At 64.4% G+C, this 19,230-nt stretch carries 24 protein-coding genes; 11 read left to right on the top strand and 13 right to left on the bottom strand.

The genetic code is table 11. The features are described from left to right. Positions 1-16: 16 nt before the first annotated feature. Both VI234_RS16400 and VI234_RS16395 read left to right on the top strand, forming a co-directional pair. Positions 17-1,093 (top strand): archaeosine biosynthesis radical SAM protein RaSEA, encoded by a 1,077-nt coding sequence (locus tag VI234_RS16400; protein WP_008310955.1) that lies wholly within the window; start codon positions 17-19, stop codon positions 1,091-1,093. Positions 1,094-1,169: 76 nt separating this feature from the next. Beyond that, complete coding sequence (locus VI234_RS16395) at positions 1,170-1,331, top strand: hypothetical protein (RefSeq protein WP_167320675.1); 162 nt, start codon at positions 1,170-1,172, stop codon at positions 1,329-1,331. A gap of 33 nt (positions 1,332-1,364) precedes the next feature. On the opposite strand, the gene VI234_RS16390 is transcribed toward VI234_RS16395, so the two are convergent. Then, on the bottom strand, positions 1,365-2,093 hold the full coding sequence (locus tag VI234_RS16390) for a TOBE domain-containing protein (protein ID WP_008310953.1): 729 nt from the start codon (positions 2,091-2,093) through the stop codon (positions 1,365-1,367). Positions 2,094-2,213: 120 nt separating this feature from the next. Here VI234_RS16390 and VI234_RS16385 point away from each other — a divergent pair, with 120 nt between their 5' ends. From VI234_RS16385 to VI234_RS16375, 3 genes are read left to right on the top strand one after another with little or no spacing between them, the layout of a single operon-like run. Then, complete coding sequence (locus VI234_RS16385) at positions 2,214-3,257, top strand: substrate-binding domain-containing protein (RefSeq protein WP_336330608.1); 1,044 nt, start codon at positions 2,214-2,216, stop codon at positions 3,255-3,257. Between the two features lie 5 nt (positions 3,258-3,262). Then, positions 3,263-3,967, top strand: coding sequence for an ABC transporter permease (locus VI234_RS16380; RefSeq protein ID WP_008310949.1), 705 nt, complete (start codon positions 3,263-3,265; stop codon positions 3,965-3,967). Continuing rightward, entirely contained in the window at positions 3,964-4,779 is an 816-nt protein-coding gene (locus tag VI234_RS16375; RefSeq protein ID WP_336330607.1) for an ABC transporter ATP-binding protein, read from the top strand. The genes VI234_RS16380 and VI234_RS16375 overlap by 4 nt, the downstream gene beginning before the upstream one ends. Positions 4,780-4,972: 193 nt before the next feature. On the opposite strand, the gene purQ is transcribed toward VI234_RS16375, so the two are convergent. From purQ to VI234_RS16360, 3 genes are read right to left on the bottom strand one after another with little or no spacing between them, the layout of a single operon-like run. Further along, positions 4,973-5,650 carry a phosphoribosylformylglycinamidine synthase I gene (purQ, locus tag VI234_RS16370; protein ID WP_336330606.1) on the bottom strand — a complete coding sequence of 226 codons (678 nt, stop codon included), beginning with the start codon at positions 5,648-5,650 and terminating at the stop codon, positions 4,973-4,975. A gap of 55 nt (positions 5,651-5,705) precedes the next feature. Then, a complete protein-coding gene (gene purS, locus VI234_RS16365; RefSeq protein WP_008310930.1) occupies positions 5,706-5,960 on the bottom strand; it encodes a phosphoribosylformylglycinamidine synthase subunit PurS in 255 nt (84 codons plus the stop codon). A 51-nt stretch (positions 5,961-6,011) separates the two neighbouring features. After that, positions 6,012-6,392: a GAF domain-containing protein gene (locus VI234_RS16360; protein WP_008310929.1), complete on the bottom strand. Its 381-nt coding sequence runs from the start codon at positions 6,390-6,392 to the stop codon at positions 6,012-6,014. Positions 6,393-6,549: 157 nt separating this feature from the next. Between VI234_RS16360 and VI234_RS16355 the strand changes: the two genes are divergently transcribed. Continuing rightward, positions 6,550-7,533 carry a formyltetrahydrofolate deformylase gene (locus VI234_RS16355; protein WP_008310926.1) on the top strand — a complete coding sequence of 328 codons (984 nt, stop codon included), beginning with the start codon at positions 6,550-6,552 and terminating at the stop codon, positions 7,531-7,533. A gap of 15 nt (positions 7,534-7,548) precedes the next feature. On the opposite strand, the gene VI234_RS16350 is transcribed toward VI234_RS16355, so the two are convergent. Then, positions 7,549-8,583 (bottom strand): phosphoribosylaminoimidazolesuccinocarboxamide synthase, encoded by a 1,035-nt coding sequence (locus tag VI234_RS16350; RefSeq protein ID WP_336330605.1) that lies wholly within the window; start codon positions 8,581-8,583, stop codon positions 7,549-7,551. Positions 8,584-8,745: 162 nt separating this feature from the next. On the opposite strand from VI234_RS16350, the gene VI234_RS16345 reads away from it, so the two are divergent. After that, positions 8,746-9,762 (top strand): sodium:calcium antiporter, encoded by a 1,017-nt coding sequence (locus VI234_RS16345; RefSeq protein ID WP_336330604.1) that lies wholly within the window; start codon positions 8,746-8,748, stop codon positions 9,760-9,762. A 114-nt stretch (positions 9,763-9,876) separates the two neighbouring features. Continuing rightward, entirely contained in the window at positions 9,877-11,229 is a 1,353-nt protein-coding gene (gene cofH / locus VI234_RS16340) for a 7,8-didemethyl-8-hydroxy-5-deazariboflavin synthase subunit CofH (protein ID WP_008310921.1), read from the top strand. 202 nt (positions 11,230-11,431) lie between these two features. On the opposite strand, the gene cofG is transcribed toward cofH, so the two are convergent. The 5 genes from cofG to VI234_RS16315 all read right to left on the bottom strand — a co-directional run bounded on the left by cofG (position 11,432) and on the right by VI234_RS16315 (position 16,167). Next, positions 11,432-12,538 (bottom strand): 7,8-didemethyl-8-hydroxy-5-deazariboflavin synthase subunit CofG, encoded by a 1,107-nt coding sequence (cofG, locus tag VI234_RS16335; protein ID WP_336330603.1) that lies wholly within the window; start codon positions 12,536-12,538, stop codon positions 11,432-11,434. Between the two features lie 33 nt (positions 12,539-12,571). Beyond that, entirely contained in the window at positions 12,572-13,195 is a 624-nt protein-coding gene (gene cofC, locus VI234_RS16330; RefSeq protein WP_008310919.1) for a 2-phospho-L-lactate guanylyltransferase, read from the bottom strand. Further along, the gene (locus tag VI234_RS16325; RefSeq protein WP_008310918.1) at positions 13,195-13,971 is read right to left on the bottom strand and encodes a hypothetical protein; all 777 of its coding nucleotides are present in this window, start codon (positions 13,969-13,971) and stop codon (positions 13,195-13,197) included. The genes cofC and VI234_RS16325 overlap by 1 nt, the downstream gene beginning before the upstream one ends. Next, entirely contained in the window at positions 13,949-15,130 is a 1,182-nt protein-coding gene (locus VI234_RS16320) for a tubulin/FtsZ family protein (protein ID WP_005536054.1), read from the bottom strand. Before VI234_RS16320 ends, VI234_RS16325 begins: the two co-directional genes overlap by 23 nt. 137 nt (positions 15,131-15,267) lie before the next feature. After that, the gene (locus tag VI234_RS16315) at positions 15,268-16,167 is read right to left on the bottom strand and encodes a complex I NDUFA9 subunit family protein (protein ID WP_008310917.1); all 900 of its coding nucleotides are present in this window, start codon (positions 16,165-16,167) and stop codon (positions 15,268-15,270) included. 139 nt (positions 16,168-16,306) lie between these two features. On the opposite strand from VI234_RS16315, the gene tmk reads away from it, so the two are divergent. Further along, positions 16,307-16,894, top strand: coding sequence for a dTMP kinase (tmk, locus tag VI234_RS16310; RefSeq protein ID WP_008310916.1), 588 nt, complete (start codon positions 16,307-16,309; stop codon positions 16,892-16,894). Here the strand turns inward: tmk and VI234_RS16305 are convergent. Further along, positions 16,891-17,211, bottom strand: a complete 321-nt coding sequence (locus VI234_RS16305) for a hypothetical protein (RefSeq protein ID WP_008310915.1) — start codon at positions 17,209-17,211, stop codon at positions 16,891-16,893. The two genes, tmk and VI234_RS16305, sit on opposite strands and share 4 nt — an antisense overlap. Before the next feature lie 52 nt (positions 17,212-17,263). Then, entirely contained in the window at positions 17,264-17,494 is a 231-nt protein-coding gene (locus VI234_RS16300) for an Lrp/AsnC family transcriptional regulator (RefSeq protein WP_008310913.1), read from the bottom strand. Positions 17,495-17,634: 140 nt separating this feature from the next. Between VI234_RS16300 and VI234_RS16295 the strand changes: the two genes are divergently transcribed. After that, on the top strand, positions 17,635-18,321 hold the full coding sequence (locus tag VI234_RS16295; protein ID WP_008310911.1) for a potassium channel family protein: 687 nt from the start codon (positions 17,635-17,637) through the stop codon (positions 18,319-18,321). Positions 18,322-18,323: 2 nt separating this feature from the next. After that, positions 18,324-18,554: an Lrp/AsnC family transcriptional regulator gene (locus VI234_RS16290; protein ID WP_008310909.1), complete on the top strand. Its 231-nt coding sequence runs from the start codon at positions 18,324-18,326 to the stop codon at positions 18,552-18,554. Between the two features lie 39 nt (positions 18,555-18,593). Here VI234_RS16290 and VI234_RS16285 read toward each other — a convergent pair whose 3' ends face one another. Further along, positions 18,594-19,106, bottom strand: coding sequence for a DUF5813 family protein (locus VI234_RS16285; protein ID WP_008310907.1), 513 nt, complete (start codon positions 19,104-19,106; stop codon positions 18,594-18,596). Positions 19,107-19,230: the final 124 nt, after the last annotated feature.

The raw sequence follows: 19,230 nt of genomic DNA, 5'->3' as shown, positions 1-19,230 counted from the left end.
CGGCTACCTCGCCCCAATGAGCAAGCCCAGTCCTGAAGTCTACGAGGAGGGCAAGGGCATGGACGCCCACAACTCCGTGATGCGTGACATCCGGTCGCGCAACGACTCGACGTACGACCCTCGTGAGCCGACTCGCGTGTGGCTCGACGAGGACAACACTCCGGACGGCGTCTACCAGAGCCTGACCATCATCCTGAACACCGGCGGCTGCCGGTGGGCGCGCGCCGGCGGCTGTACGATGTGTGGCTACGTCGCCGAGAGCGTCGAAGGGGGGACCGTCGCCCACGAGGACCTCATGGCCCAGATCCAGCACTGCCTGGACCACGAGGCGGAGAACAGTGACGACAAGAGCGGCCTCATCAAGATCTACACCTCCGGGAGCTTCCTTGACGAGCGCGAAGTGCCGGCGGAGACACGGCAGGCCATCGCCGAAACCTTCGCCGACCGCGAGCGCATCGTCGTCGAGTCGCTGCCGGACTTCGTCGACGAGGAGACGGTCGGCGACTTCGTCGATGTGGGTCTGGAGACGGACGTGGCAGTGGGTCTGGAGACAGCGACCGACCGCGTGCGCCACGACTGCGTGAACAAGTACTTCGAGTTCGCGGACTTCGAGGAAGCCTCCGAAGCGGCCCAGGCAGCCGGCGCCGGCGTCAAGGCGTATCTGCTGATGAAACCGCCGTTCCTCTCGGAAGCCGAGGCCGTCGAGGATATGAAGCGGTCGGTACGGCGCTGTGCGGCCGTCGACGGCTGTCACACTGTGTCGATGAACCCCTGTAACGTCCAGCGCTACACGATGGTCGAGGAGCTGTACCACGACGGCGGCTACCGGCCGCCGTGGCTCTGGTCGGTCGCCGACGTGCTGGAATCGACGGCCGACGAGGATGTCATCGTCGTCTCCGACCCGGTCGGCCACGGCAGCGACCGCGGCCCGCACAACTGCGGCGAGTGTGACGACAAGGTCCAGCGCGCCATCAAGGACTTCGACCTCCGACAGGACCCGTCGGTGTTTGAGCAGGTGAGCTGCGAGTGCGAGGCGACGTGGGACGCCGTCATCGAACGTGAGAAGAGTTACTCGCTTCCGCTCGCTCGATAGCCCTTCGACCCGGAGAACCCGTGTGACGGCCTGCCGACCAACGTTTATCCGTCTTTCGCGCCTAAGACTGTTCGATATGACCCCGAACGGTGACCAGGACAGGCGCAGTTTCAATACACGCGGGACGGTCACGGAATGTGACCTGTGTGGCGAACGGCGACAGTGTATCGACGACGATGGGATGGTTGCCTGTAGTGCCTGCCAGTCCGACCTGCTGCCGTCTAACTGGGGTCTCTGAGGCGACCCTTCGAAGCCACCGTGTTTCACTCGCTTACGATGACTCATCCGGCCACGACTGTTCGATAGCGGGAATGACGCCGACGGTCGCGGTTGCCTTGAACGAGGCGACGAGTTCTGCGCCCGTGGTGATATCGAGTTTGTCGAGGCTCGTGTCGGTCACCACCGCCGACAGCGTCGTGTCCGGGTCGACTGCCAGTGCGACCAGCGCGATAGAGGTACCTTCGTCGATACGCTCGACGGTACCCGCAAACTGGTTCCGCGCGCTCGTCCCCGTCGGCTCCGGAGCCTCGGGCGGCGCGTTCAGTGTCACCGTGTCGGCGCGAATGCCGACTTCTACGGTGTCGCCGGGGCTCGCTTCGGTGTCGACGATGGCCCGGACTGTCCCCGGCGGCGTCTCGACGGTCGCCAGTTCGCCGTCGCGGTCCACGACGGTCCCCCGGAGGACCGTCTCCGCTGCCGTGGCGACGCCGTCGAACTCGGCCTGAAGGCGCTGAAAGCGGGCCAGCAGTTGCTCGGCGGTGTCCGTGAGTTCGCTGCCGCCGCCACCGCTGCCGCCGCGACTGCGGTCGACTAGCGGGCCGAAGGCGTCCTCTAATTCGACGACTCGGCGCTGGGCGTGGGCGTAGGACCGGCCGAGCGCGTCGGCGGCGCTGTTCAGCGACCCGTGGGCTGCGACCGCCTGCAGGAGCGTCCGGTCGCGGGCAGTCAGCGCCACGTCGCCCTGCCCCAACTGCACTTCGACGTCCGCGGTCGCGTCCATACCGCCACATGACCGCGCCATCACAAAGGCGTTGCCGCGCGGGACCTGCGACCCCGCTGAGGACCAGTGTGACAGACATCACCATCAACAATTAAGAACCCTGCCACCGTCGTTATGTCCATGTCGATGCAACGCCGACGCTTCCTCGCATCACTGGGGGCCGCCTCCGTGGTCGGGCTCGCTGGCTGTGCTGGCGAGAGCGACCCCAGCGATTCGACGGCGACACAGACCGGTGGCGGGGCGGACGGACAGTCCGGTGGGGCACAGACCGGTTCGGGCCAGATCGGCGACGGTGAATTAGTCCTCGCCACGACGACGAGTACCTACGATACGGGACTTCTCGACGCGCTCCATCCTGTGTTCGAGGAGAACTACGGCGTGACGATGAAGACCATCCCGAAGGGGACTGGCGCGAGCCTCCGGACGGCGCGGGACGGCGACGCCGACGTGATCCTCGTTCACGCTCGCAACGCCGAGGACAAGTTCATGCAGGACGGCTTCGGCGTCAACCGCCGGGACGTGATGTTCAACGACTTCGTCATCGTCGGCCCGGAAGACGACCCCGCAGGCATCAACGGGATGGAAAGCGCCACCGAGGCGTTCACCACCATCGCCGAGAGCGAGTCGACGTTCGTCTCGCGGGGCGACGACTCCGGGACGAACAAGAAGGAACTCATAATCTGGGAGGAGGCCGGCACGGACCCCAGCGGCGAGTGGTATCGCGCCGTCGGCAAGGGGATGGGCGATACGCTCGTGCAGGCGAGCCAGACCGGCGCATATACGCTCGCCGACCGCGGGACCTACCTCTCGATGCAAACCGAGATCGACCTCGTGATTCACGTTCAGGGGCCGCTGCAAGGAGGTCCGGTCATCCTCAAGAACCCCTACGGCGTGATGGCGGTCAACCCCGCGAAATACGACGACGTGAACTACGAGGCGGCGATGGCCTACATCGGCTTCCTGACGAGTCCGACCGGACAGTCGATGATCGCCGACTACACTGCCAACGGCTCGCAGTTGTTCTTCCCCAATGCCATCGCCGAGGAGCCGAACTTCGGCCAGTACGTCCCGCAGGGGTACACGGCACAGCAGGCCAGCAGCCTCTCACCGCAGGACAAAGAGTACCTCTACTGGGTCGACGAGCAGGTGCCGGCCGACTACTGACCCCGATGATTCCACTGCAAGCACAGCTCCCGGACGGCGGCTGGACGTACGTCGTGAGCATCGTGGCCGTCTCGCTGTACGTCAGCCTCACCGCCGTCGGTCTTAGCACGCTGTTCAGCCTGCCCGTCGCGCTCGGTATCGGTTTCACCGACTTCCGCGGGAAGCGGCTGGTCACGGCCGTCGTCAACACCGGCATGGGGTTCCCGAGCGTCGTCGTCGGGCTGGTCGTCCTCATCCTCCTGTCCAACAGCGGCCCGCTGGGGAGCCTCGACCTCGCGTTCACGCCGCGGGCGATGATACTCTCCCAGTTCATCCTCGCGACGCCGGTCCTGCTGAGCGTCAGCCTCTCGGCGGTCGAGGGCGTCGACCAGTCGGTGCGTGACGCGGCCTATGCGATGGGCGGAACCAGAGTCGACGTGGGGCTGGCGGTCATCAAGGAGGCCCGTTTCGGCATCGTCACCGCGATTCTCGCCGGGTTCGGTCGGGCCATCAGCGAGGTCGGGTCGATACTCATCGTCGGCGGCAACATCGTCTACAGCGACGGCCAGTCTTACACTCGGACACTGACGACGGCGATAACGGTCGAAGCTCGGCAGGGCCGCTACGAGGTCGGTCTCGTCCTCGGTGTGATACTCCTCGCGCTCGTGCTGGCCGTCAACGGGCTCGGGTCGTGGCTCCGGAACCAGGGCCGGGGTGAGCGCTCGGTATGACGCTCTCCGTGACCGACGTAAACGCTGGGTTCGGCGGCTCGACCGTCCTCCGGAACGTCTCGCTGGCGGTCGACCCGGGCAAAGTCGTCACCGTCGTCGGCCCGTCCGGCACCGGCAAGACGACGCTGTTGCGCCTGCTTGCGACCTTCCGCCGACCCGACGATGGAACGGTCGCATGGGACGGCGACGATATCTGGGCGATGGCCGACGACGAGCGACTGGGTATCCGCCGGCAGGTGAGTATGGTGTTTCAGGAGCCGAGCCTGTTCAACGCACCCGTCCATCGGAACGTCTCCTACGGCCTGCGAGTCAGGGAACCCTGGCAAGCCCGACTCCGTCGGAGCTTCGGTGAACTCGCCGGCTCGTCACGGCTCGACGATACCGTCACGCCCGCGCTCGAAACGGTCGGTCTCGGTGACAACCTCGACCAGAACGCGCTCTCGCTGTCCGGCGGCGAGGCCCAACGGGTCGCGTTCGCGCGGGCACTCGCCGTCGACCCGGCGGTCATGCTGCTGGACGAGCCAACGTCGAACCTCGACCCGCACAACACGGCACTGCTCGAAAACGCAATCGAGCGGGCGCGGGACCGCGGCGTCGGCGTCGTCGTCGCTACCCACGACATGCACCAGGCACAACGGATATCCGACCGCATGGCCTTCCTCCACGACGGCGAACTGGTCGAGACCGGCCCGCCCGAGCAGTTGTTCGAGGACCCCACCGACGCCCGCACCGCACGGTTCCTCGACGGCGAACTTCTCGTTGGTGACCGGAAAGGGTCGCGTGTGCCACAGTCGCCGACAGTCGACCCGTAACTGGCGATTTCACTTACACTCCGGTAGGCATGTGCTTATACGGCTTGACCCACAAAGTCAGGTTAGGGACCGCCGGACTATGTCACACGCTCCGCTGGTCCCTTCCCCTTTGAAACGAACTCCATAGCGGTGCGACTCGTCTACGCAGTTTCGACTCTCTGTACTATCACTGAAATACCGAGAACTGCCGGCGTTACTCCGCGAAGCCCGTGAGAACGCCCTGGCCGTCGGTCCGGCCCAGGTCCGAAAGCGTCGCCCGCTCGGGATGGGGCATCATGACGGCGACGTGTTCTGCCTCGCCGGTGACGCCGGCCACATTGTGCTTCGAGCCGTTCGGATTTGCCTCGGGCGTGACCGTTCCGTTCTCGTCGCAGTATTTGAACAGGATGCGGTCCTCGGCTTCGAGTTCATCCAGTCGGTCGTCTGGAATCTCGTAGCGACCCTCGCCGTGGGCGATGGGGAGTTCGACGACTTCGCCTTCCTCGTACTGGCTGGTCCAGGGCGTGTCGGCATTTTCGACGCGCAGGTGGACGTGTTCACACTGGAAGCGGGCGCTCTCGTTGGTCGTGAACGCGCCGGGAGTCAGCGACGACTCGCAGCCGATCTGTGCACCGTTGCAGATGCCAAGCACCGACGTCCCCTCACTCGCGGCTTCGCGGACTTCAGCCATAATGGGTGAGCGGGCGGCCATCGCGCCGGCACGGAGGTAATCGCCGTAGGAGAAGCCGCCGGGGAGAACGACCCCGTCGACATCTTCGGGGAGGCCGTCCTCGTGCCAGACGAGTTCCGCGTCGAAATCGAGCGACGCCAGAGCCTGCACGGAATCGCGGTCGCAGTTCGAGCCGCCGAACTGGATGACGGCGATGGTCACGCGAGCCACCTCCGCGTGCTAGAATAGGGCATCGCCGTCAGCTTCGAGGCGATGGTCATTCTGTCTCGGTCACCTCGATGTCGTAGTCGTGGATGGTGGGGTTCGCCAGGAGCCGCTCGGCCATCTCTTCGGCGCGTTCGGCCGCGTCCTCGGCGCTGTCGGCGTCGAGGTCCAGCTCGAACACGTCCGCCGAACGGAGGTCGTTCAGGTCGAAGCCGAGGCGCTCCAGAGAGCGCTGTGTCGTCTCGGCTTCGGGGTCGAGGACGCCCCGCTTGAGTCGAACGGTGACAGTCGCGGTAAAGGCAGTCATTACTGGCAAGCGAGCGGGCAGCGGAGAAAACGCTTGTGTTCTCCCGGCAGGTCACGTCCCGGCGCTGACCGGCGTCCAGTCGGACGGCTGGTCGGTCAGCCCTTTGACCCGGATGTCGAGGTCGCCCGCGTCAGCGTGCAGATACCGGTGGGGACTCGCGTGTAGCCGCTGGCGTACGTCGAGATCGGTCCGCGTGTAGCGCCGCGGCTCGCCGTCGGTACAGTACACTGCGCCGATAGCCCGCCCCTCCTTGTCCGTGATTCGCACGCCGGCGTAAGACCTGCTGTCGAGCCGTTTCAGTGCGTCAACTTCGGCGAAGCGAGGGTCCTCGTGGGTGGCCTCGGCGACCATCGCCTCGCCCGAGAGAATCGTGTGGGTGCAGATGGAGTCCTCGCGGGAGCGCGTCCGCCGTTTCCGCGCGCTCGTCGGCATCCGGGTGAGCACAGAGAACGGTCGGCGAATCACTCGTCACGGCCGTACATACACGGACGGATACACAGAGCGTCGGTATCCACGCTAGGTGGAAAACGAAGGCTTTTGCCGAGGGACTGCCGACTCTGGGTCAAATGAATCACGACGCTGTCCGGAGGTGGGTATCGTGACGCGCGGTCTGACTGAGATCACGGTCGTCGGTGAGGACGACACGGGTCTCATCGCCGAAGTGACCTCGCTCCTGTTCGAGCGCAGTATCAACATCGAGGACCTCGACCAGGCTGTCCGGGAGGGCGTCTTCCGGATGACCATGCGCGTCGACACGTCCGAGATGGTGACGACGGAGGAGAAACTCCGCGAGGACCTCACCGAACTCGGCGACGAACTCGGCGTCGACGTGCAGGTCCGGTTCCCGTCTGACCGCGAGACACAGACCATCGCTGTCCTCGTCACGAAGGAGTCACACTGTCTTGAGGCGCTGTTCGAGGCCTGGGCCAACGGCGACCTCGGGGCCGACATCGAAGTGGTCATCGGCAACCACGACGACCTCGAACCGCTGGCGGCCAAGTACGACGTCCCGTTCCACGACATCGGCGACGAGAAGGGGACGCCAGACGAGCAACAACTGCTCGACTTGCTCGCGCAGTACGACGCCGACCTCATCGCGCTGGCCCGGTATATGCGCATCCTCTCGCCGGACGTCGTCTTCCGCTACGAGAGCCGCATCATCAACGTCCACCCGAGCCTGCTGCCCGCCTTCCCCGGCGCGTCGGCGTACATGCAGGCCATCGAGGAGGGCGTCCGCATCGCCGGCGTCACCGCTCACTACGTGACGACGGACCTCGATCAGGGACCGATCATCACCCAGCGCGCGTTCAACGTCCCCGACGACGCCACCGAAGAGGAACTCCAGCAGATCGGCCAGCCGCTGGAAGCCGAGGCGCTCATCGAGGCCATCAAACTCCACCTCAACGACGAGGTGAACGTCCACCGCGGCCGGACGAAGCTTCGGGACCCCGAGGAGACCTCCGCCCAGCTCGGCGCACCGGAGAAACTCGACCAACTGAACCCCGACCGCCCCATCGACGGCCTCGGCGAGTTTGTCGCCGAGGACGACGGTGAGATCGAGGCTGACGACTGAAGTTCTTCTCCCGATTCAGAGTTCGCTAGCGGCGCTAACGGCTTCGTCGAGTGACGGCGCGTCGAACACGTCGCCACCGACGTAGGCGTTCGTGCCGGCGCAGTAGAGGTCTCGCGCGACCTGAATCACGCTCTCGTCGAGCGACTGCGGCGATTCGTCACAGAGGGATTTCCAGTCGGCGACGCCCTCCGCGTCGGCCTGCTGTTTGGCCTCGCTGACGGCCTCGACCCACTCGGACTGGGTGCGCTTGTGGTACTGGCGGATGACCTCCTTCGAGACCTGCTGCCCTTCGTAGGAGAAGCGGTTCTCGTCGAACGTGCCGACCACGTCGGCCACGCGGATCTCCCCGTCGTAGTACAGGCATTCGATTTTCCCGTCCTCGTGGACCAGATCGGCCTCGGCAGCCTGCTGGGTGACGATGTGGTTGACCGCGCGGGCCAGTTCTTCCAGGCGGTCGATGCTGGCCGTCCCGGCGATCCGGTCGGCCGCCTCGCGGTCGAGATACCGGTCCTGCTCCTCGTATTTCGTCGAGAACTCCACGATTGGTTCGTCGAGGTCCACGACCTCCTCGGGCCAGGTGTCGTAGTCGAGGCCGTGGTCGGCGGGCTCGGTCCGGGACCGTAGCGACGACCCGACGCCGACGCGGTTCCGGAAGACGATCTCCAGGGGGATGAGGTAGTTCTCGTCGGCCGCCCCGTGGTAGGCGTCGTAGTCGTAGCGCCCGTCCTCGAAGGGGAGGTCCGGGACCTGTGTGAGTTCGATGACCATCTCCTCGGGGGCGGCGTCGGCCGACAGCGCCTCGCCGAGGTCCAGCACCTCGTCGCTGTCGGGGAGCCTGACGCCCTCGTAGTGTGTCGGGACGTGGTTCTCCTCCAGCAGTTGGAAGTTGTACGCGCCCATCGTACACAGCGACGCGCCCTTGTCGGGGATCTGGTCCGGCATCTTGCCCCAGTCGAACACGGAGTAGTCGTCCGTGAACACGAACGCGCCGCGGCCGAGGTCCTCGGCCGTCGCCGGTTCGTCCACGCGGAATTCCTTGACGCTCGTCATTGTGCCCGCCTTTCGGGCCGGGGACAAAGACGTTTCTCATACTGTCGGCTGTAAGTCTGTAGAGCATTTCGCCACCGCGAATATCTTAAAATAGTTACAGCCGACAGCATCACTCGCGCTCGGAAGGCAACGTTTTCCGTCGGGCTGTCGACTGACCGTCTGATGGCTTCCAGTCTGTTGGTCGAAGTCGCGATCATCGTCGCCGCGACGGCAGCGATCTGGAAAGGGAGCGACTGGCTCGAATCCTCGAGCGAACGTCTCGCGACGTACTACGGTCTCCCGGAAGTCGTTCAGGGCGCGATCATCGTCGCCGTCGGGTCGAGCTTCCCGGAGGTCGCAGCGGTCGTGCTCTCGGCGCTGGACGGGTCGATGTCTCTCGGTGTGGGCGCAATCGTCGGCTCGGCGATTTTCAATATTCTCATCATCCCCGCAGTCGCGGGCATCGCCACGGACGACGAACTCGAATCGAGTCGGACGCTCGTCTACAAGGAGGCGCAGTTCTACATGCTCGCCGTCTCAGTCCTGCTCATCACGATGGCGCTCGCGGTCATCTACTACCCCGGCGAGGCGACGCTTACGGGCGTCATCACGCGGCCGCTGGCGGCGATTCCGCTCGCGCTCTACGGACTGTACGTCTTCATCCAGTACCAGGACACGGCCGACCACGACCCGGGGGAAGACTGGACCGCCGGTATCTCTGTCGGGCGGCAGTGGCTCTTTCTCTTGCTCGGCCTCGCGGTCATTCTCGTGGCGGTGGAGAGCCTGGTCCACTCCGTCAAAGTCATCGGCCGGGCCGCCAGCGTCCAGGAGTTTCTGCTCGGCGTGACGATTCTGGCGGCGGCGACGAGTCTCCCCGACACGCTCGTCAGTGTCAGAGCGGCCCGCGACGACCGCGGGGTCACGTCGCTCGCGAACGTCCTCGGCTCGAACACGTTCGACCTGCTCGTCGCCATCCCGCTCGGCGTCTTCATCGCCGGCGCGTGGACCGTCGACTTCGCGATGGCCGTGCCGATGTTCGGTGTCCTGACCGGGGCGACGATTCTCCTGTTCACCGCCCTCCGGACCGACCTCGTGTTGAGCGAACCCGAATCGTATGTGCTACTCGTTGCCTACGCGGCCTTCGTCGCCTGGATCGTCGTCGAGACCGCGGGCTGGGTCGACGGCGTATTACCGACCTGACCTATCGCTCCCGGAACTGCAGCCGCTTGCGTCCCGAAACACGGGGACCTGTCGACCTTGTGGACCATGTGCGTACCCATACGTTTTTGACCGTTCTTTCCCTCCTGTCCAGCAATGCCGGACGTCCCAGAGACCGTCGGTACGCCGGACGGCTCCGTCGAGTTCGAGCACCGTCCGACGACTGCCCAGTCGTTCGAGAACGCGCTCGCCAAGGCGAGAAACGGAACGCGACTGACAGTCGACGACGCAGTCGAACTCCTCACGACGGGCACCGACCGGGACGGCATCGACCACTACCGGAAAGAGCAGGTACTCGAAGCGGCTGACCGACGCCGGGCGGAGGTCGTCGGCGACGAGGTCACCTTCGTCGCGAACCTCAACAACAACGTCACGACGGCCTGTAACACCGGCTGTCTGTTCTGTAACTTCAAGGACCGCTCCGAGCAGTTCCGCAGCGACTACCAGGAGGACCACGGCGGCTTCACGAAGACGCCGAGTGAATCCCGCGAAATCGTGCGGGACGCCCTCGACCGCGGCATCTACGAGGTCTGTTCGGTATCGGGGCTCCATCCCGCGCTCGCGCTGGACGACGAGCACCGGGAGATACTGGAGACGAGCGACCGCGGGGACCTGAACTACCGCTCCCCCGACGAGTACGAGAAAGACCCGGCCACCTACTGTGAACAGATTCGGGCGATGAACGTCGGCGACGTCCACCTCCACTCGATGACGCCGGAGGAAGCCTATCACGCCCGCCGCGGCACCGACTGGTCCTACGAGGAGGTGTACGGTCGCCTCCAAGACGCTGGCCTCGACAGCGTGCCCGGTACCGCCGCCGAGATTCTCGTTGACGAGGTCCGGGACGTCATCTGTCCGGGCAAGATCGGGACCGACGAGTGGCTCGAAGCGATGGAGGCGGCCGCGTCGGTCGGCCTCGACATGACCTCGACGATGATGTACGGCCACGTCGAGAACGAGCGCCACCGCGCGCTGCATCTGCAGCGCATCCGCGACCTGCAGGACCGGACCGGGGCGATCACTGAGTTCGTCCCGCTCTCGTTCGTCCACGAAGAGACGCCGCTGTACGAGCGTGGCATGGTCGAATCGGGTGCGACTGTCGACGAGGACGAACTGCTGATCGCCGTCTCGCGGCTCTTCCTCGACAACGTCGACCACATCCAGTCCTCGTGGGTCAAATACGGCGACACGCAAGGACTGAAGATGCTCACCTGCGGCGCGGACGACTTCATGGGGACCATCCTCTCCGAGGAAATTACCAAACGCGCCGGCGGCGACTACGGCGAGTTCCGGTCGTTCCAGGAGTACGCCGACATGATTACCGCTATCGGGCGGACGCCTGTCGAGCGGTCGACGGACTACGAACAGCGCCGCGCCATCGACCCCGACGCCGACGTGCTCGGCCCGCAACTCGGGCCACAGGCTGACGGAACGCCGTTGCTCGACTGAAGTAGTGGACCACGGCTGGGCACTGGCCGTGGTCGACGTGGTAGAGTATTCTGCCTGGCACTGCTGTCAGAGGCACGTCCAGGCATGATATGTATTGGTATGCCAGTATATGTGTAGCTACGGCCTAGTCGACTAGGCGAGTGATGTCCAGTATCCGTTCTGACTGTGACGGCTGTTCATGCGCAGAGGCCAGTGGGCGGGATCACACGCTCGCCGGATTCACGCCGCGGTCCAGTATCGACCGGAACCGTTCGCCGTTGTCGTCCTCAGCCTCGATAGCCGCCTCGATGGGCTCCGAGAGCCAGCCGTCGTCGACGAAGCGGTCGTAGACCGGCAACCGCTCGCTCAGTGGCACCGCGGCGGCCTCGGCGACGGCCGTCAGTTCCTGCAGCGCGGGCCACTCGTACTCGGGGTTGATGTGGTCCACAGTCACTGGGGAGACGCCGCCCAGGTCGTCGATACCGCAGTCGGTCAGGTCCCGGGCGGGCGCGAGGTTCGGCGGAACCTGTACCGACACCTCCTCGGGAAGCGCTGCGCGAGCCATCGCCGTTACCCGGCGCATCGTCGCCAGGTCGGGAGAGCCGCCCTGCCAGCGCTCGTTCTCGACGACGGGCTGGACGATGACCTCCTGGATGTGGTCGTAGCGCTCGTGCATCTCGCGGATGGCGAGCAGGCTCTCGGCGCGGTGGTGCCAGTCCTCTCCGATACCAACGAGGATGCCGGTCGTGAACGGAACGCCGAGTTCGCCGGCCACGCGGAGGGTGTTGAGCCGCTGGCCGGGGTTTTTCGCCCGCGGGCCGCCGTGGGCCTGGACAGCCGTGGTCGTCTCAAGCATGACGCCCATCGAGGCGTTCAGGTCGGCGACGTGGGCCATCTGCTCGCGCGTCTGGTCGCCCGGATTCGCGTGCGGGAGCAACCCCTCTTCCAGCGCGATCTCGCAGGCCTCCCGGAGGTATTCGTGAATAGAGTCGTGGCCCCACTCGGCGAGCTGGTCGTGGACGGCGGTGTAGCGGTCGTCCGGATCGTCGCCGAAGGTGAACAGCGCCTCAGTGCAGCCGGCGTCGGCCCCGCGGCGGCAGGTCTCGCGGATCTCCTCGCGGTCCATCAGCTCTGCTTGCCCCGGCGGGTCGTAGTACGTGCAGTAGGTACAGGTGTATCGGCACGCGGTCGTCAGCGGCAGGAACACGTTCCGGCAATAGGACAGCGCCGACGCGGCCTCGATGTCCCCGGGCATCACCGACAGCAGGCGCTCGATGTCGGCGTCCGAGATCTCGATGTCGATGTCGTACGCGTCCGTGCCGGGTATCACGTCCCGGGGTGTGCACCCCACGAACAAAAACCTTCACTCGCGGCTCGCGGTGACACGACCGTCTGTGAGCGACAGACTGAAACCGGCGTCAGTGAGCCAGTCCGCGGCCGCGCCGTCGCTGTGTAGCAGCACTTCAGCGAGGTCGCCCGGTTCGTCGATGTCGGTCGCGAGCCGCCGGGAGTCGACTTCGGTCACGGCGGCTCCCTCGTCCCGGGCAATCCGCCGGTGGTCACGGATCGACGCGCCGTGGTAGTCGACCCTGAACCCGGGGTGGCGACTGACGAAGGCGTTCGTCCCGCCGCCCAGACCCGGGGCCAGCACGACGTCGGCGTCGGGGGCGAGCAGTCGCTCGATGCTTTTCGGCGTTACGAGCGGCAAATCCGCCATCACGACGGCAAGTGCGCCATCGCCGTCAGTCACTGTCGACGCGAGCAGGTCGTTGACGAGCGGGTCGAGCCCGCGGTCGTCGACAGTGAGCGGTGCGGCACAGCCGAGCGGCGCTGTCGAGATGACTTCGGGTTCGTGGCCCGCCGCTGTCACTGCGTCGACGACGTCTGCAAGCATCGCTTCGGTAAAATCACGGCGCTCGTCGGGAGAAAGAACGGACGCAAGTCGCGTTTTGGGGTCAGACCCCGAGACGGGGACGACGAGACGCATTACAGCTTGGAGTACTCGTCCTCACTCATCTGAGTGTACGCGTAGTAGCCGCCACCGACCAGCAACAGGAGGACGACGAGTCCGCCGCCGACCAGCAGGAGCGTTCGCTGGGTCTGAGCGCTCTGCTGGGCCTGCTGTGCCTGACTTTCGGCCTCCTCGGCGAGGTCCTGGGCGTTCTGGAAGTTCCCGTTCTCGTAGGAGGAGATAGCGCTACTGACTAGATCCTCGGCGTCTTCGTTCCCACCGGCTTCGTCGATTGCGGCCTGCGCGTCGTCGATTGCCTGTCTGGCCGCTTGGCTCTCTTCAGTGTAGTGGTGGGCGGTGTCGTTGCGGAACTCGTCCTCGTTGCTCCCGCTGATCCGACTGAGCGAGGCAACCCGATAGTTCTGTGCCGGGTCGTACGTGTAGTTCGAGATGGCCGGCGTCGTGCCGACGAGTTCGATGCGAACCTGGTCTCCGTTATTGTCGATCTCCAGGTCCTGCTCGAAGGACTGGTCGCCGTAGGTTTCTTGGCTCACCTGGCTACCCGCACGCAACACAGTGACCGTCCAGCTAACGTCCTGGAGTTCGGTCGAGCCGGCGAGCGTCCACTCGTTCGGTGCGTCGGTGAACGGGTCGTCAATCGTGTACGTCACCGACACCTCTTCCTCGACGGCCGTCTCGCTCGGGACTCCCTCGGCAGAGACAGAGAACGCACTCGCTGTGCCGGCGGTCGCGAGCAGCGCGACAACACAGAGGAGTGCGGCGGTCTTGTTAGAACAGCGGATCAAGTTCATCTTCGTCGTCTTCGACTAAGTCCTCTAAGTTATCTTCGCTTTGGTTACGGATATCATCGATGTTGTCCTGTGCCTCGATGGCGACCTGCTGGAGTTCCTTGATTCGTGGAACGTTGTGGACGCCGGCCAGCAGAATGGACGCGGCCACTTTCGGGGCGTTGGTCGGATAGTCGCCACCGCGGACCTCCATCGAACCGGTCTGCTCCTCGAGCCACTTCCGGCCGCGCTCTATTCCCTTCCGATTCAGGTGCTCTGGCGGCCCTGCCATCACGAGCAGAGCACGCTCCGCACCTTCGATCTCACAGGGGAGCGTCAGCCTGCCGAGCGCGGCTTTCCTGACGAGCGACGTGATACGGTTCGTCGTGTTCGCCGTGTCCATCCCGTCGTCAGACGAGTCGTCGCCCTTGAACCGCGAGAGCAGGCCGCCGCCGCCGGAGGATACCTCGACGTCTTCGGAGGCGTAGCCGACGGTGGACACGCCGCCGCCGTCGAGCGTGTTGATGATCTCGGAGGAGTCGACGACGCTTTCGGCGACGTTGTCGCCGGCCTCGATCTCGCCGGCCCCGAACAGCACGCCGAAGCGTCGGACGATCTCCTCGTTGATGTGATCGTAGCCGCCCTCGACGGACTCGCCGGTCTGTCGCCAGGCGTCGTTGTCGAACACCATCAGATTGTCCACCTCGCGCACGAACGTCTGGAACGACCGAGCGGCGTTGAGGGTGTAGATGCCACCCTCGTCGCTGCCCGGCAGGACGCCCAGGCCGTACACCGGTTCGGTGTAGATGCGTTTGAGGTGTTTCGCGACGACCGGCGACCCGCCTGACCCCGTCCCGCCGCCGAGCCCGGCGACGATGAGGAAGGCGTCGACTTCGTGGACAGGGATGTTGTCGATCGCGCCCTGAACCTCGTCGATGTCCTCTTCGGCGATTTCCGCGCCGAGTTCGTTGTCTGCGCCCACGCCGTGGCCCTTAACGCGGGCCTGGCCGATGAGCACTCGATTCTCTTCCGGAATGTGTTCTAGCCCAAGCAGGTCTGCTTTCGCTGTATTGACCGCAACAGCCGAGCGGACGATTCCCGAGCCGGTCTCCTTGTCGTACTCGAGGAATTTGTCCACAATTTTGCCACCGGCCTGCCCGAAGCCGATCATCGCCAGTTTCATTATATAGTTCTCCGCTTAAAGGGTCAAAGAGCGATAGCGAGTATAAGTGTTTTGCCCGGATCTCAGCCCTGAAAGCCAGGATTGAAAATCAATACTAGCTAACACAACTCTCTTTAGGAGGTGGCTACTGTCGACGCTTATCCGTGGAGGTATCCGCTGAGTGTCGTTAAAGAGCCACTACTGGCTCCGAACGCGTCGATTTCGTTCGTTGTCGGAGTGTTATCGAATTTGAGTGAGCGGTACTGGTCGGCACCCATCGGGAACCCGACGCTCCCCAGCACAGAGAGACCGACCTTCGCCAGCGGCATCGGGAGCGGGACGATGCTTACCGACGATCCCTCGGCATCGTACACCTGATTGGTCACGTCTCTGAGCGTCAGCACTTCCGGCCCACCGATCTCGTAGGTCTCGCCGACGTGTTCTTCGGATTCGATACTGTCGACGAGCATCGGCACGAGGTCACCGACCCAGATGGGCTGGAACTTCGTCTGTCTACCGCCGCCGGGGAGCGGATACAGCGGGACGCCCGGCGCGAACATTCCCTTGAGGCGCTTCGTGAAGGAGACGAACTCCCCGCCCTCACCGAAGACGACCGACGGCCGGAAGATGGTCCAGTCCAGCGAGGACTCCGTAACGACCTGCTCGGCCCGACCCTTCGACCGGATGTAATGCGTGTCGCCATTGGGGTCCGCACCCAGCGCACTCAACTGGACGAACCGGTCGACGTCGTGCTCTTCGGCGGCTTCCACGCTGTTTTCGGTCCCGCCGAGATGGATGCGTTCGTGCATCTCGTCGCCGCCGTCCGGCTTGAACAGGGGCGACAGTGCGACCAGGAAATACACCGTGTCCTGGCCCTCGAACGCGCTCTCGATGCTGTCGTACTCCGTGACATCCCCGGCAACAGTTTCGACACCGCTGGGAAGCGTCGCATCCTCCGGTGACCGGGACAGCGCAGTGACCGTGTGTCCCTGGTCGTCGAGTTCACGGCACAGGTGTTGCCCGATGAATCCAGTCCCGCCGACGACAAGTACATTCATAGACTCCAGTACGGTCGGTAGAACCGTAAAGGTGGGCGTGTTTGTTCGGCTAACCGGCCCGCAGTCCGGCCACTTGTGTCAGCCTACGGATGCACTGTCCGGTCGGGGCGCTTACGTCCCCCCACACGGATTGTGAGGTATGCTCGTCACGCTCGAAGGATTGGACGGGAGCGGCAAGACGACCGTGTGGGAACGGCTCCGAAGCGACGACACGGTCCCCGATGACACCGTGTTCACGCGCGAACCGACCGACTCCTGGTACGGGGACGCCGTCCAGCGCTCCATCGACGACGACGACGCGGACTCGCTGGCCGAACTGTTCCTCTACACTGCCGACCACGCCGCGCACCTCTCGAACACGGTCCGACCTGCGCTCGGCGAGGATCGACTCGTCGTCTCCGACCGCTACAGCGACTCGCGGTACGCCTATCAGGGTGCGACACTCGAAGCTAGTGAGACGTTCGACGACCCACTGTCGTACGTCCGGGAGGTCCACGCCCCCTGGACCCGTCCGCCGGACCGGACCGTGTATCTCGACCTCGATCCCGAAACCGCCGCACGGCGAAGCGGCGCGACGAACAAGTTCGAAACTGCTGACTATCTTTCGACGGTTCGTGACAACTACGAGCGACTCATCGACGCCGACCCGGAGCGGTTCGTACGCGTTGACGCGACCGCCGACCCGGACACCGTGTACGAACGCGTTCGAGCGGCGATTCTCGATTAGTCCATCGACGCCGGCAGTTCGACCTCGTCGGGGGCAGGCATCCAGAAGTAATCGAACGTGATTCCGATAGCGAGCGGAATGACGACTGTCATGAGGATGACAGCCGTCTGACTCCCGAGATCCGCGCCGAGTCTGAACACACCGCTCAATACGAGGAGGATGACGACCATGACCACCGGACAGAGGAGCAGCGAGTAGACGATACTTCCCCACCGCGTGTGCAAACGGACGCGGAAAAAGCGCGTCATGAGCGCCGTCACAGCACTGTTGACCAGCACGATGACGAGCAGGCCGATAATACCGGCGACACTGACCATGTTCGACGTAGGGCGGCAAGTCCCTTTGCCGTGTCGGAACAACGTGGCTCGCTCACTCTAAACAGATGTACGTGCGCGTGTCAGCGACACCGTTGAGATCACGGACGTGACCTGCGACCGACTGCATGATATCGTACACCTCCGTGCCCGTCGCTTCGGCGATGATATCGTACTGCCCAGCGACGATGTGTGCTTCGGTGATGCCCTCGGCGTCGCGAACTGCCGCAAGAAGTTCTTCTGATTTGCCGGCAGCGGTCTTGATCATAATGAACGCGCTAACCATATTGTGGTGTGTCGTATCATAGCACGAAAAAGCTTCCGTCAGGGGACAACAACGGCTTTGTTGTTTGATAGCGTGGTCAAGGCGTCCGGTGGTTCCACCGGGTGGGTACTTTTATTCACCCCCGCCCCATAGGAGCGTGTATGCGATTCGTTATCGTGGGTGCAGGTCGTGTCGGACTGCGGACGGCTCGCGTCCTGCAAGAGAGTGGCCACGAAGTTGTCCTCATCGAACGCGATGAGAACGCGGTCGAGCGCGCGCGGACGGCTGGCTTCGAGGTGATCGCGGGTGACGGCGCTATCGAGGAGACGCTCGGTGGCGCCGACCTCGAAGCTGCCGACGCGCTCGGCGCGCTCACCGGCGACCTGAACGACAACTTCGTCGCCTGTATGATCGCCAAGGAACACGGCTGTCGAACCGTTATGCGCATCGACGAGGACTACCGCGAGGAGATCTACCGACGCTACGCCTCCGACGTCGACGAGGTCATCTACCCCGAACGGCTGGGCGCTATCGCCGCGAAGAACGCGCTGCTGGGCGGGAACATCCGCGCAGTCGCCGACATCGCACAGAACCTCCAGCTCGTGGAGTTCACCATCCAGAAGCAATCGCCGATGGAGGGGTACTCACTGTCGGAGTTGGAGCTTCCGTCGAATTCCCGACTGATGGCGCACGGGAAAGGCGAAGCCCCGCTCGCCATTCCCGACCCGGACGAAACACTGGAGGCCGGCGACCGGGTCGTGATACTGGCCGACTTCGAGACGCTCTCCGACGTCCGTAGTATCGTTGTCGGTGAATCAGAGCCCGCGACCGCGCTTGGAGGTGCCTGAACATGGTTATTGCGTACGTGATGGTTAAAGCCCACACCGGTGATGCGGACCGTCTGAAAAGTGATATCGAAGCCGTCGACGGCGTTGCCGAGGCCCACATCGTCGCCGGTGACGTCGACTTCATCGCAAAAGTGAACGTGGAGACGCCCGCCGAAGTCAAGGACGTCGCAGCGACACATATCCAGGAAATCCAGGGCGTCGAAACGACACAGACCTACATCGCGATGGACTAAACGACGCGGCCACGGTTTTCGGCGCTCTGAACCGTATAGCTACAGCGGCGTCCCGCCGCGGGTGCCTTCGCTCCCGCCGGTACTCGCCGAATCGAGCAGGTCAGCCACGACGCCAACGTAGTCGTAGCCGGGAATGACGCCCTCGACGTACGTCCCTTCGACGTACTCGACGAAGGTCTTGGCAACGTCTGCGGCTTGCCGTTCGCCGCCCATCGTGTACCCGAACGTGACGACGACCTGTTCGTCGTCCTCGACGACGCTGTAATCGTCCAGTTCGACAGATGTCCGGGTCGCTTTCGGCGCGTCCTCGAGCCGCCGCTCCAGTGTCTCGAACCAGCCGTCGATGACGGCGTCACCGACCTCGTCGCTTGTCGCGGCCTGTAGCGACGGCGCTCTAACCGTCACCTCGTAGTTCGTCCGCCACTCCTCGCCCGCAGTCGCGGTCACACGACCGTCGAAGTTCGTCGTCTCGACAGCGTAGCTATCCCCGGCCGGGACGAGCGCATCGTGTCGGTCGAACGCTTCGGCAACGTCGTCTGGCACATCAGTCATTACGCCGGTATAGGCCACAGACGTGCAAAAACGCGTCGTGTCCGGTCCGTCTCCGTTCGAATTGCCTGCCACTCGACGCTACCGTCTGAGCGCCACACCCGAACCTGTGACCGACGCAGCTGTG

Source organism: Haloarcula sp. CGMCC 1.2071 (genome assembly GCF_037078445.1).
Lineage (GTDB): Archaea > Halobacteriota > Halobacteria > Halobacteriales > Haloarculaceae > Haloarcula > Haloarcula amylolytica.
Note: the sequence above shows the minus strand (reverse complement) of the source record. Positions and strands in the feature narration are given on the sequence as shown.